Consider the following 11,892-nt stretch of genomic DNA (forward strand, 5'->3'; position numbering starts at 1 on the left):
AACGTCAGTTCACGGATCGCCAGTACTGCTTCTTGTCCCGGTCCCGCACCACATAGCCGAGCTTGGCGAGCTCCTGCCGCAACTCGCGCAGATCCGCCTTGCCCTTGTCGCCCTGATCGAACGCCTTCGACCGGGCCTTCAGTACTGCGTTCGCACCGGGCGAGAGCTCCGGATCGTCCTCGACCCACCGGCGGAACTCGCTCTCGTGCGGATCGCCCGCGTCGGACCACGGATACCCGTGGGCGCGGAAGGCGGGACCGATCGCCTTGACCTGGCTGCCGAGCTGGTCGTGCCGCTCCCGGGCCAGCTCGGCCGAGCGCGAGTCCTGCAGCACGATCTCCTTGCCGTCCAGGAAAACAACCGCGACCTTGTCCCGTGGTACCCGAACGGTCTTCTTGTTCTTCAGGAACTCGACCTCGGTGGTGGTGATGGTCGTCTTGAGCGTGTCTTCCATCGCGATCGCCGCGAGCAGGAAGCCGGCGATGCCGCCGACCGCGAGGAGGATCAGGACCACCCACCAGCTGTCCCACTTGGCGATCAGCTCGAGCGGACCCTGGAACGGCACCCACCGCTGGGCGCTGGCCCAGTCCGCGATCCGGGGCAGGAAGTAACCGAGCACCAGCCCGAGCAGCGGCAGCCCGCCGTACAGGAGGACCTTGTCGGCGGCCGAGTGGCCGATCACCGTCTGGGTGCCGGAGTCCGTGCTCATGTCCTGCGCTCCTTCTTCTGCGTGGCCGTGTTCTGCGTGGCCGTGTTCTGGGTGGCCAGGCGGAAGAGCGTGACCAGTTCCTCCCCGTACGCCGTCAGGTCGGTGCCGGGGTGCTCGGCCCAGTAGGTCAAGGCGCCGTCGATACCTTGGGTGATCGTCATCGCGAGCACCACCGGATCGAATTCGCGGAACTTCCCGGCCCGCCGGCCTTCCCGCAGGATCGCCAGCAGTTCGGCGACCGGCATCGCGTCCTGCTCGGCGAAGACCGGCTTGCCGTCCGGCCCGCGATGGTTGACGACGATCTCGGCCACCGCGACCAGCTGGCTGTGGTTGTCACGCATGTACGCCAGCCGCGACCGGATGTACGCCGCCAGCCGCCCGCCGGCCGTCGTCTCGGCGTCCAGGAACGGGCGCAGGTACCGCGACCAGTCGTCGACGACCTGATGGACGACCTGTTCGAGCAGGGCGTCCTTGTTGGCGAAGTGGTAGGAGATGACGCTCTTGCTGATCTGCGCCTCGTCCGCGATCCGGGCCAGTGACGCCTGCCCGTAGCCGACGGCGGTGACGGTACTGATCGCGGCCGCGATGATCTGCCGGCGCCGCGCCGCCTGGATGAACGAGACTCGACCAGCTGCTCCGTTTTTCGACCGCACGGCCTGAATTTAGCACAAGTCAGGTCGATCGGTCTGATTTCGGGGACGGCGGCATGACCACCGACTGTTTGACTTTCGTCACCGAGGGTACCCAGCGGGCGAAGACAGTTGCTGACGACAACAAGAACGGGGATGGTTTCCGATGAGCAGCACGCAGGAGCTGGAACGGGCGATCGGCCGGGACGTCTACGACGTCGACGGCCACAAGGTCGGTACGGCCGCCCACCTCTACGCCTCCGACGTGTCCGGGGTGCCGGAGTGGGTGACGGTGAAGACCGGCCTGTTCGGCAACAAGGAATCCTTTGTGCCGTTGGTGGGTGCGCATGCCGAGCCCGACGGGCTGCATGTCGGCGCGCCCAAGGACGTGATCAAGGATGCGCCGCGGATCGACGACAACGGGCACCTGTCCGAGGCGGAGGCTGCTGAGCTGTACCGCCACTACAACCTGCAGCTGAACGCGTCCCAGGACGGTATGGCCGGGCCGCAGGGCAAGCATGCCCAGGGCAAGAAGGGCAAGCCGGGCAAGGGAATGGACGGCCGGGCCGGGATGGCCGGTCAGGAGTCGATGGTCCGCTCCGAGGAGCGGTTGCGGGCCGGCACCGAGACGGTCGAGACCGGCCGGGTGCGGTTGCAGAAGCACGTGGTGACCGAGGAGCAGCAGATCACCGTACCGGTCAGCCACGAAGAGGTCCACGTCACCCGGGAACCGATCCGGGACGGCGACGGGAAGGCCGGCGCGATCCAGGAAGAGGAACGCGAGGTCGTGCTGCACGAGGAGCGCCCGGTGGTGGCGAAGGAGACGGTCGCGGTCGAACGCGTCGGCCTGGACACCGAGACGGTGCACGAGGAGCAGCAGGTCAAGGACACCGTCCGCAAGGAGCGGATCGACGTCGAGGACACGACGAAGAACCGCAAGCGGTAACGCGACGGGGACACAACACACCGCAGTACCTCCGGGTACTGCGGTGTTGTGCCTTCAGCGGACCCGATCAGCTGTGGCTGACCGACAGGCCGTAGATCGTGGTCTGGCCGTAGTTGCCGGTGTTGCAGGGGGAGGAGTTGTCGCAGTTGGCCAGGGTGTACGCGCCGGCTTTGAAGTAGCCGGTGGTGAAGCTGACCGGGATGGTGGTCTGCAGGACGCCGTTGTAGTAGGCCTTGATCGAACCGTTGCTGACCACGAACTTCGCCTGGAACCGGGTGCCGAGCACGTAGTTGCTGTTCACCAGTTTGTAGCGCGTGTCGTTGTCGCGGGTGATGTAGAGCGCCTTGCCGTCCAGCCGGAAGGTCGACCGGTCGTCGCCGTCGTGGATCTGTCCGGCGATCAGGTGCGGCTTGGTGTTCGGCAGCCTGTTGATCGCCTGGTCGATCACCAGCGTGTGGGTGCCGGAGTCCGAGGACCACTTGGCTTCGGTCGTGCCATTGGCCTGCATCTCGCGCAGTTCGGACCGGGCGTAAGTCGTGTTCGGCGTCTTCACGCCGTTCACCGCCGCACGGAACTGCACGCCGTTACACGAGGAGGTCGGCTTGAACCATGGCGACAGCACGTAGGTGTTCAGCCGCGGCCGAGTCACCTGCAGGACCTGAGTACCGGACTGGTTCGGGTCGTCGACCGGCAACTGCACCTTCCACCGGGTCAGGTCCAGGACCTCAGCAGGATAAGTACAAGCAGCCGGTACTGCGGTCGCGGCGCCGGCGGTGAGCAGGGCGGCGCTCGCGGCGATCGCGGACATCAGAGCAAGGGGGCGGATACCACGCATGGTCGAACTCCTTCGGGGGCGGCAAGGTGCTATAGGACGTTCTCCTCAGAACCACTTGGATTTGTCGACGACGTTGATCAAGGCGTCACCGGCGACGAACCGCCGGGCGTTCTCCAGCAGGACGGCGAACCGCCGCTCGGCCTCGTGCGGCCCGACTCCGGCGACGTGCGGGGTGATGAGTACTTCGGGCCGCCGCCACAGCGGATGACCGGCGGGCAGCGGCTCGGTCTCGAACACGTCCAGGGCCGCACCCCGCAACCGCCCGGCCGCCAGCGCCGCATCGAGCGCGTCGAGCTGGACGGTCGGCCCGCGACCGACGTTGACGAAGTACGCCGAGGTCTTGAGCAGCCCGAGTCGTCGCGCGTCGAACATCCCTTCGGTGTCGGGAGTGTGCGGCACGGTCAGGATCACCAGATCGGCGGCAGGCAACTGCTCGTCGAGCGCTTCCACCGGCAGGACCTCGGCGAATCCCGGGCGATCCTCCGGCCGTACGTCGATCCCGGTGACCCGTACGCCGAAAGCGTGCAGCAGCCGCCCGATCTCGGTGCCCAGAGCACCGACTCCGATCACCAAGGCCGTTGCTTCCGACAACGAGACGACGGCGCCCGGATCCCAGTCGGGCTCCCAGAGCGCGATCGCCTGACGGCGGACGTAGCGCGGAAGTCCACGACACATGGCCAGCACCAGCGCCAAGGTATGCGTCGCCACATGATCGGTGTACGTGTCGCGCATGTTCGTGACGACCACCGGATGTGCGATCAGCTCGGGATAGTAGAACCCGGGTGGCGGCCCAGCCTGCTGCGCCTGCAACCACCGCAGCCGAGTGGTTGCCCTCAGCAACTCAACCGGCAGGACGCCGTACGCCGCGTCCGCCGTCCTGAGCGCCTCCGCCGCATCCTCCGCGGCCGGCCGGACGACCGTCAACCCGGGCACCGCGGCCATCAGCCGCTCGGGCCAGTCCGCAGTACTGTCCCGTTGCGGGGGTACCAGCACCAGCAGACTCATGCCGATTTCGCCTGGCCCGACTCGAAAACCTCGTGACGCAGCGGTTCGCCGGTGACGTAGCGAGCCAGTTCGGCGGCCATCAACTGCCCATGCCGCCGTCGCTCGGTGTTGAGCGTGCCGGCCAGGTGCGGCGTCACCACGATGTTCGCCGCCGAGAACAACGGTGAACCAGGCAGCGGCGGCTCGGGATCAGTCACATCCAGTACTGCGAACAGGTCCACCCGCTCCCGCAACACACTGACCAAAGCGTCCTCGTCGATCAACGCTCCCCGTGCGGTGTTGATCAAGGTCGCATCGTGCTTCATGGACCGAAGCAGTTTCGTGCTGACGATCTTGCGCGTCTCGTCCAGCACCGGCGCGTGAAGCGACACCACGTCAGAGGTGGCGAACAACTCCTCCAACGAGACCAGCCGGACGCGGAGCGCCGACGCCACCGCGGGATCGACGTACGGGTCGTAGGCCTGCAGGACGAGGTCGTGTCGAGCGAGCAGACGCGCGGTCGCCTGGGCGGTGGCTCCGAGCGACATCAGGCCGACCACTGAGCCCGCCGCGCCAGGTTCATCGGTCGCTCGCGGCAGCGCCTCGCCTCTGGCTCGCGCGCCGAGTACATAGCGCCAGCCGTGCTTCAGCGCATACAGCACCTGAGCGAGAGTGAACTCGGCAACGGACGCGGCGATCACGGAGTTGGCCGTCGTCACCCGTACTCCGCGCGCCCACGACTCCGGTGTCACGATCGACCGGACCGAGCCGGCGCCGTACAGGACCAGGGAGAGGCGGGGAGCCGAGGCCAGCAACGAAGCGGTCAGTTGTGGTCCACCCCAGGCCGTGACGAGCACGTCGACATCGGCGAGGAGCTCAGGTGTCAGTTCGGCCGGGGCGAGCGGCGGGGCGACGATCTGGAGGTGCTTCTCGATCGCGGCGCGTTCCTCTTCGCCGTACACGTCGGGGAAGCGGGCGAGGTCCATCACGTAGAGGCCGTTGAGCATCAGGACACCTCCTGAACGGCGGCGCGGATGGCCGCCTGACGCGCCGGCGACGCCAGCCCGGCGTGGTAGTAGCGGACTTGCGAAGCTCCGGCTGCCACGATTCCCTTGACCAGAGCAGGCAAGTCCTCCGGGTGGTCACCCACCGCGTTGACATTGGCAATCAGCGGTACGCCGGTCCGCGTGGTGGCGTCCTTCAATCGGGCTACGGCGGCCTCTTCACTATCCCAGCACTTCAGCACGTATCCGTCCGGAGCAGGCTCGAACCCGGCCAGCTCCACGCCGACGTCGGGGCCGGTCACCTGCGGATCAGCGGTTGCCATCAGCAACAATTCACGCTGGCCTGCCAAGGCCCTGGCCTCGCGGACCAGTCCGGTGATGACATCTCGCCGATGCCGGTAGATCGCGTCGGCTCGCTCGGCGCCGAGGGCATCGGCCAGGTCGCTCCCGGCGGGAATTCCCTGCTGGAGTTCGCGATCGACGATCGCCCTGATGTCGGCCGCGAGGCGCGGAACGTCCACCGCCAGCCGTTCCGCGCAGGCAGTGCAGAGGCAGATGGAGAGAAGGTGACGGGCGCAGGCGGACAGCTCCGCACCCGACGTCTTCTCGTGCTGACTGGCGTGGTCGAAGCCCAGCCAGCCGCAAGCCTCCAGCATCAGCGTCGGTACGTCGTACTGGTCGCAGAGCTCCTGGATAATCGTCAGCGCATAGTCGTGAACGGCCGGCTGTGCTGGGCACAAGGCATAGCTGAAGACTTCGTTGTAAGCATTGTGGACGGCCAGCTCCGGCGCGGACCGGCCGAGCACCGAGGTGTGGGTGAGCACCACCCAGGCCTCGGTTCGCAGTCCGGCGGCGGTCAGCGCGGCGGTCGCAGTACCGAAGGGGTCTTCGTCCTCGACTCCCCATGACGGCGGCAGCGGGCGCAGGCCGCGCCACCGCTCGGGCCTGATCCGGAAGTACGCCGCGGCGTGGTCGGCGTGGACCACCCGGTGCGCCGGATGCCAGCCGGTCGTGGCGCGCACCGAGTGGTACGCCGCCTGCACGGTGACCGTGTCGACGCCGAGATCGGCGATCCGCGCGGCGGCCGCGGGGTCGCCGACCAGATCCCAGGTGTAGGCGAACGCACCGTGTCGCACCATGCCGGGATCCTTTCGTGGCAAGCGTTTGCCAGAGCAGGCTAGTCTGCTCCTGGCTGGTGGCGCAAGAGTTCGCCTGAAAGCGGTTTCAAGCCAGCGTCTTGCGCAAACAGAGGTGAATCGGCGACGCTGAGCAAGCGTTTTCACGAGGGTGGGAGGGACGCGTGCAGAACCGCCCGGGCCGGTCCCCGCGGATCACGATCAGCGATGTCAGTACGGCGGCCGGCGTCTCCGCCGCGACGGTCTCGCGGGTTCTCAACGGCACCGCGAGGGTCGATCCGGTGCTCGTCGAGCGGGTGCACGACGCCGTCCGCGAACTCGGCTACCGGCCGAACGCCGCCGCCCAGGGACTCGCGCGCGGCGAGTGGGGCACGATCGGCGTGCTCGTGCCGGATCTCGCGAACCCGTACTTTCCCGAGGTCCTGAAGGCGGTCTCGTCCGTTGCCCGCGCGCACGGCCGGCGAATGATGGTGATGGAGTCCGACGAGGATCCGGCCCTCGAGTACGAGCTGGTCGAGGATCTGATGCGCTGCTGCGACGGCGTCCTGCTCTGCTCGCCGCGGATGCCGCGAGCGGAACTGGCCGAACTGCTGGACCGCAGGCATCCGGTGGTGCTGGTGAACCGGATCGAGCCGGGCCTGCGCGCGCCGTCGATCTCGGTCGACTTCATCGGCGGGATGACGCAGGTCTGTGGACATCTCGCCCAGCTCGGCCACCGGCGCGCGGCGTACCTGGGTGGACCGCCGGCCTCGTGGGCGAACAGCGAACGCATCCGCGCCTTCGAGGCAGCGCGCGCGTTCGGGCTCGACGTGACGGTGGTCGAATGTGGCGCCGCGACCAGCCGGGCCGGCTACGACGCGGTCGAGCCGGTACTGCGCTCCGAGGTGACCGCGATCCTGACCTACAACGATCTGGTCGCTCTCGGCGCGCTGGCGCGCCTGCGCGAGCTGGGGGTCGGCGTACCGGAGGAGTTGTCGGTGATCGGGTTCGACGACATCTCGCTCGAACGGGTCGCGCACTCCAACCTCACCACCGTGTCCGTGCCGCGCGACGAGCTCGGCCGGCGGGCCGGGGAGATCCTGGAGCGGCTGCTGGTCAACACGTCCGACGACGAACCGCTGTCCCTGCCGATGACTTTGCGGGTCCGCGACACCAGCGGCCCGCCGGCTTTGGCGGCAAGTAGCGGAAAGCTCAACCAGCACAGGCGACACGCCGACGAAAAGTAGCTTCGCCCCGACTGCCTCGTTGGGTGAGATGGGAGGTCGGTGAACGATCTCCGCCCGGACTGTCGGTGGTGGTTGCTGATCCACTACCCTGAGTCGGGTTTTCGTCGGCGACGTGGAGGATGCTGTGAAGCGGTTCGTAGTACCGCCGAGCTGGCCCACGCCGCCCCGCCGCAGCTGGGTGCCGCCGAAGACGTGGCGCCCCGACCCGTCCTGGCCCGCCGCGCCCGACGACTGGAAGTTCTGGGTCGACGGCAAGGGCAACCCGGTCCGCGGTCCCGTCGGCCGGTACGGCGGTCCCTCGCGGCGGGTGGTGGCGGCAGGTGCCGGTGGCCTGATGCTCTTCCTGGCGGTGAACTTCTGGGCGTTGTCCGCGATCGGCCTGTTCGACGGCGGACCGTCCAGCACCCAGGCCCTGCCGGTCGTCGAGTCCACCCCCACGCCGACCGTGCTGCCGACCAGCGCGCCGCCGAAGACGGCGACGACCGTCGAGAAGTCGGCGCCACCGCCGGTGCTGAAGACGACCCGGCCGACCGCGACACCGACCAAGACGCGCACCACCAAGAAGCCGGAGGACCGTAGGTCGACCGAGGAGCGGGTGCCCACGCCGACCAGGCCGACGGCGACCAAGACCACGCCTCGTCCCACCCGTCCGGCGCCGACCCGGACGCTGACCCGCGAAGAGCTGCTCGCGCAGTACTGCGCCGCGCAGGGCTGGGACCCGTCCTGGTGCGACCCTGACAACTGGTCCGGACCGAACGACCCGAATGACCCGAACGCGAACGACCCGAACAGCCGCTGAGCTGTCGACTCCCACCCGGGTGCGTAGCAGGCTGGACTGATCAGCGGGAGCACGACGGGCCGAGGAGGGGTGCGATGCGGGAGTTGATGGTCGATCTGTTCAGCACGCTGGACGGATACGGCGGCGGTGGTCCGCAGTCGGCGCCGTACTGGGGGTATGACGGGCCGGAGTTGCAGAAGTGGGTCGCGGATCAGCTCGCGGTCGAGCACGTCACGCTGATGGGCGCGACGACGTACCGGGCGATGGCCGCGGTGGTCGAGGAGGCCGACGACCCGAGTTTCGCCCGGATGGCGGAGCTGCCCAAGATCGTCTTCTCCCGGACGCTGACCCCACCGCTGACCTGGGCGAACACCACGCTGGTGAGCGAGTCCGTCGAGACGGCGGTGCCCGCGCTGAAGGCGCTCGAGGACGGCCTGCCGATGCGCACCATGGGCAGTTTCTCGCTGGCTCGCAGCCTGTTCCGGCTCGACCTGGTCGATCGTCTCCGGGTGATGGTCTTCCCGACCCTGCACGGCACGTCCGGCGAAGAACCGGTCTTCACCGACCTGCCCGACGTCACCCTGAACCTGGTCGACACGACCGTCCTCGACGGCCGCCTGGTCCTGCTCGACTACCGCATCGGCGAGCGGCTGACCTAGTGCCCTGTGTCCGGAGTTCTTTGGCGCTTGCGGCGCCCAGGCACGCACCTCGCGGCAGCGGAGAAACGGCAACGATGGAAAAGCATCGAGGCCGCTCCTCCGCCACCGCGATGCACGCACCTGAACACCGCAATCACTCAAACAACTCCGGACACAGGGCACTAGACGATGTTCTTTTCCGTGCGGAGGTTTGCGCTGTGGAAGCGGGCGGCGTTCAACGGGGAGATGTCGACGAAGGGTTCGCGGTCGAGGTAGAGGTCGCGGATGATCTCGCCGATGGCCGGGCCCTGGAGGAAGCCGTGGCCGGAGAAGCCGGTGGCGTAGAGGAACCGGCCGAGGCCGGCGGCCTCGCCGATCAGGGCGTTGTGGTCGGGGGTGTTTTCGTAGAGGCCGGCCCAGCCGCTCGCCAAGCCGACGTCCAGCAACGACGGCGCTCGCTGCTCCATCGCGGCGGCCAGGCGGGGGAGCCAGTCCTCCGAGCGGTTCAGGTGGAAGCCGGGCTGCTCTTCCGGGTCGGACATGCCGACCAGCAAGCCGGGGCCTTCGCCGTGGAAGTAGAAGGTGCTGGTGAAGTCGATCGTCATCGGCAGGTCGCGCGGCAGGCCCGGAATCGCTTCTGTCACGACGATCTGGCGGCGCAACGGCGTCACCGGCAGGTCGACACCGACCATCGCCGCGAGGGGACCGGACCAGGCTCCGGCCGCGCAGATGACCGTCGAGGTCGCGATCGTGCCCCGGCTGGTCCGGACCGCGCGAATCTCGTTGCCGACAGCATCGATCCCGGTGACCTCGCAACCGGTGACCAGGGTCGCGCCCAAGCGGCGGGCCGCTGACGCATAGCCGAGGACGACCGACTCCGGCGTACAGTGCCCGTCGTTCGGGGAGAAGCAGGCGGCGACCAGGCCGTCAGGGGAGAGGATCGGCGCGAGCCGGAGAGCCTCGGCGACGTCGAGCATCCTGGTCGGCTGCCCGGCCGCGTTCTGCAACCGGGTGCTCTCCTCGAACAAGTCGACCTGCTCGTCCGATGACAGCAGGAACAGATAGCCGACTCGATGCAGATCGATCTCCTGGCCGGGGCGCTCACCGAACCGGGCGAACGCCTCCAGGCTGCGGACGCCGAGCGCGATGTTCAGCTCGTCGGAGAAGTTCGCCCGGACACCGCCGGCCGCCTTCGACGTCGACCCCGAACCGAGCCCGTCACGCTCGACCAGGACGACGTCCCGGACGCCCGCCTCGGCGAGGTGGAAGGCGATACTCGTGCCCATCACCCCGCCGCCGACGATCACGACGGCGGCTTCGGTCGGCAGGTTCACGGCAGCCGGAACGTATCGTCCGCCTCGACCGTGACGGTGTCCATCTGCGCCTTCTGCAGTTTGCCGGAGTAGTCCCAGTTGAGCGACTGCCAGCGGGTGAACTGGTCGAGCACCCAGACACCGCTCTGCCGCGAACCGTTGCCGGACTTGCCGTTGCCACCGAACGGAAGGTGCGCCTCGGCGCCCGAGGTCGAGTTGTTCACGCTGACCATGCCGGCCGAGATGCCCTGCGCGAACCGGAACGCCTTGTTCGGATCGGTCGTGTAGATCGAACTGGACAGCCCGTACCCCGGCTTGTTGCCAAGGGCAATCGCTTCGTCGAGTGTCGCGTAGGTGGTGATGCCGACGATCGGGCCGAACGTCTCGTTGAGGAACAGCTCGTCGTCCGGCCGGACCCCGTCGACGACGACCGGGTGGTAGAACAACCCGGCCGCGGGATCGCCGACGAAGCCCTCGCGCGGGTTGCCCGCCGAGACCCGGCCGGTCGCGCCGATCACCGTGTGGTGGCCGCCGATCCAGCCGAGCGACTTCTCGAACCCGGCCGCGAACTTCTCGTCCAGCAACGGGCCGAACAGCACGTCCTGGGTCGGGTCACCCATCGCGGCCGCGCTCACCGCCGCGCTGAAGCGGCCGACGAACTCGTCGTGCACCGACTCGTGCACGATCACCGTGCCCAGTGACGTGCACCGCTGACCCGCAGTACCGAAGCCGGAGAACAGGGCGCCTTCGACGGCCAGGTCGAGGTCCGCGTCCTCGGTGATCACCATCGGGTTCTTGCCGCCGAGCTCGAGACACGGGGTCTGCAGGTGCCGTCCGCACAGCTCGCCGATCTGGGTGCCGACCTCGCTCGAACCGGTGAAGCCGACCTTGTCGATCAGCCCAGCGTCCAAGGACTGTTCCAGCCCGGCGAAGGTGTCCGGCCCGTCGGCGTACACGAGATTGAGGACGCCCGCCGGTACGCCGGAATGCGCGAAGATCTCGTAGAACGCATCGGACACGACAGCGGAGTACTCCGCCGGCTTCCAGACGACCGTGTTGCCGCAGAGCAGCGCCGGGACGATGTACCAGGACGGCACGGCGACGGGGAAGTTGCCGGCCGAGATCACCGCGACCGCGCCAACCGGTCGGCGGAAGGTGAACAGCTGCTTGTCCGGCATCTCCGACGGCACGGTCTGGCCGTAGAGCCGGCGGCCCTCGCCGATGAAGAAGTCGCAGGTGTCGATGATCTCCTGGACCTCGCCGAACGCCTCGGCCCGTGGCTTGCCGATCTCGCGGGTGACGAGGGCGGCCAGCCGGTCCTTGTTGGCGGTCATCAACCGGCCGACGTTCGCGATCACCTGACCGCGCTGCGGCGCCGGCAACGCCGCCCAGCCCGGCTGCGCGTCCTTGGCGGCCTGAGCGGCCCGGACGAAGACATCCGGTCCGGCGACGCCGATGGTGCCGACCACGTCGGCGGTGTTCGCCGGGTTGGTGGACGGGGCGGTGCGGACCGGATCCGGGATTCGCTCCCCGGCGACCACGGACAAGATGACAGACGACACAGGGAGGTCCTCTCGCTCAACGCTTCGGTGCCCCCACCCTCAGCCATCCCACCCACCCCTGCCAACCCCACCCCGCGCGCCCGGCCTGATGCGCCTCGCGGGTGACCTTGTGAGTGGATTCACAAGCCGGTA

The 11,892-nt window shown here is 68.3% G+C and carries 12 protein-coding genes; 4 read left to right on the top strand and 8 right to left on the bottom strand.

Annotation, left to right across the window (positions count from 1 at the left end; all coding sequences use genetic code 11):
- Positions 1-4: 4 nt before the first annotated feature.
- On the bottom strand, positions 5-709 hold the full coding sequence (locus ACQPYM_RS04480) for a YqeB family protein (RefSeq protein WP_433015213.1): 705 nt from the start codon (positions 707-709) through the stop codon (positions 5-7).
- A complete protein-coding gene (locus ACQPYM_RS04485) occupies positions 706-1,362 on the bottom strand; it encodes a TetR/AcrR family transcriptional regulator (RefSeq protein ID WP_433015217.1) in 657 nt (218 codons plus the stop codon). Before ACQPYM_RS04485 ends, ACQPYM_RS04480 begins: the two co-directional genes overlap by 4 nt.
- Before the next feature lie 142 nt (positions 1,363-1,504).
- Here ACQPYM_RS04485 and ACQPYM_RS04490 point away from each other — a divergent pair, with 142 nt between their 5' ends.
- Positions 1,505-2,284, top strand: coding sequence for a DUF2382 domain-containing protein (locus ACQPYM_RS04490; RefSeq protein ID WP_433015220.1), 780 nt, complete (start codon positions 1,505-1,507; stop codon positions 2,282-2,284).
- A 67-nt stretch (positions 2,285-2,351) separates the two neighbouring features.
- Here the strand turns inward: ACQPYM_RS04490 and ACQPYM_RS04495 are convergent, their stop codons facing one another.
- Genes ACQPYM_RS04495 through ACQPYM_RS04510 form a run of 4 tightly spaced genes read right to left on the bottom strand, consistent with a single transcriptional unit; the run spans position 2,352 to position 6,246 of the window.
- Positions 2,352-3,119, bottom strand: coding sequence for a polysaccharide lyase family 7 protein (locus tag ACQPYM_RS04495; RefSeq protein WP_433015223.1), 768 nt, complete (start codon positions 3,117-3,119; stop codon positions 2,352-2,354).
- A 45-nt stretch (positions 3,120-3,164) separates the two neighbouring features.
- Positions 3,165-4,124, bottom strand: a complete 960-nt coding sequence (locus ACQPYM_RS04500) for a D-2-hydroxyacid dehydrogenase (RefSeq protein WP_433015226.1) — start codon at positions 4,122-4,124, stop codon at positions 3,165-3,167.
- Positions 4,121-5,110, bottom strand: coding sequence for a hydroxyacid dehydrogenase (locus ACQPYM_RS04505; protein ID WP_433015229.1), 990 nt, complete (start codon positions 5,108-5,110; stop codon positions 4,121-4,123). Before ACQPYM_RS04505 ends, ACQPYM_RS04500 begins: the two co-directional genes overlap by 4 nt.
- Complete coding sequence (locus tag ACQPYM_RS04510; RefSeq protein WP_433015232.1) at positions 5,110-6,246, bottom strand: hypothetical protein; 1,137 nt, start codon at positions 6,244-6,246, stop codon at positions 5,110-5,112. Before ACQPYM_RS04510 ends, ACQPYM_RS04505 begins: the two co-directional genes overlap by 1 nt.
- 161 nt (positions 6,247-6,407) lie before the next feature.
- Between ACQPYM_RS04510 and ACQPYM_RS04515 the strand changes: the two genes are divergently transcribed.
- The 3 genes from ACQPYM_RS04515 to ACQPYM_RS04525 all read left to right on the top strand — a co-directional run bounded on the left by ACQPYM_RS04515 (position 6,408) and on the right by ACQPYM_RS04525 (position 8,906).
- Positions 6,408-7,469 (top strand): LacI family DNA-binding transcriptional regulator, encoded by a 1,062-nt coding sequence (locus tag ACQPYM_RS04515; RefSeq protein ID WP_433015235.1) that lies wholly within the window; start codon positions 6,408-6,410, stop codon positions 7,467-7,469.
- A gap of 112 nt (positions 7,470-7,581) precedes the next feature.
- On the top strand, positions 7,582-8,268 hold the full coding sequence (locus tag ACQPYM_RS04520) for a hypothetical protein (protein WP_433015238.1): 687 nt from the start codon (positions 7,582-7,584) through the stop codon (positions 8,266-8,268).
- A gap of 74 nt (positions 8,269-8,342) precedes the next feature.
- The gene (locus ACQPYM_RS04525) at positions 8,343-8,906 is read left to right on the top strand and encodes a dihydrofolate reductase family protein (RefSeq protein WP_433015241.1); all 564 of its coding nucleotides are present in this window, start codon (positions 8,343-8,345) and stop codon (positions 8,904-8,906) included.
- A 161-nt stretch (positions 8,907-9,067) separates the two neighbouring features.
- Here the strand turns inward: ACQPYM_RS04525 and ACQPYM_RS04530 are convergent, their stop codons facing one another.
- Positions 9,068-10,219, bottom strand: a complete 1,152-nt coding sequence (locus ACQPYM_RS04530; RefSeq protein WP_433015244.1) for an NAD(P)/FAD-dependent oxidoreductase — start codon at positions 10,217-10,219, stop codon at positions 9,068-9,070.
- The gene (locus ACQPYM_RS04535; protein ID WP_433015247.1) at positions 10,216-11,760 is read right to left on the bottom strand and encodes an aldehyde dehydrogenase family protein; all 1,545 of its coding nucleotides are present in this window, start codon (positions 11,758-11,760) and stop codon (positions 10,216-10,218) included. Before ACQPYM_RS04535 ends, ACQPYM_RS04530 begins: the two co-directional genes overlap by 4 nt.
- Between the last annotated feature and the right edge of the window lie 132 nt (positions 11,761-11,892).

Source organism: Kribbella sp. CA-294648 (genome assembly GCF_050943845.1).
Lineage (GTDB): Bacteria > Actinomycetota > Actinomycetes > Propionibacteriales > Kribbellaceae > Kribbella.

Excerpts from the sequence above, each read along its gene's own strand:
- ACQPYM_RS04480 (WP_433015213.1), bottom strand. The coding sequence starts at position 709 with ATGAGCACGGACTCCGGCACCCAGACGGTGATCGGCCACTCGGCCGCC.
- ACQPYM_RS04490 (WP_433015220.1), top strand. The coding sequence starts at position 1,505 with ATGAGCAGCACGCAGGAGCTGGAACGGGCGATCGGCCGGGACGTCTAC.
- ACQPYM_RS04495 (WP_433015223.1), bottom strand. The coding sequence starts at position 3,119 with ATGCGTGGTATCCGCCCCCTTGCTCTGATGTCCGCGATCGCCGCGAGC.
- ACQPYM_RS04500 (WP_433015226.1), bottom strand. The coding sequence starts at position 4,124 with ATGAGTCTGCTGGTGCTGGTACCCCCGCAACGGGACAGTACTGCGGAC.
- ACQPYM_RS04505 (WP_433015229.1), bottom strand. The coding sequence starts at position 5,110 with ATGCTCAACGGCCTCTACGTGATGGACCTCGCCCGCTTCCCCGACGTG.
- ACQPYM_RS04510 (WP_433015232.1), bottom strand. The coding sequence starts at position 6,246 with ATGGTGCGACACGGTGCGTTCGCCTACACCTGGGATCTGGTCGGCGAC.
- ACQPYM_RS04525 (WP_433015241.1), top strand. The coding sequence starts at position 8,343 with ATGCGGGAGTTGATGGTCGATCTGTTCAGCACGCTGGACGGATACGGC.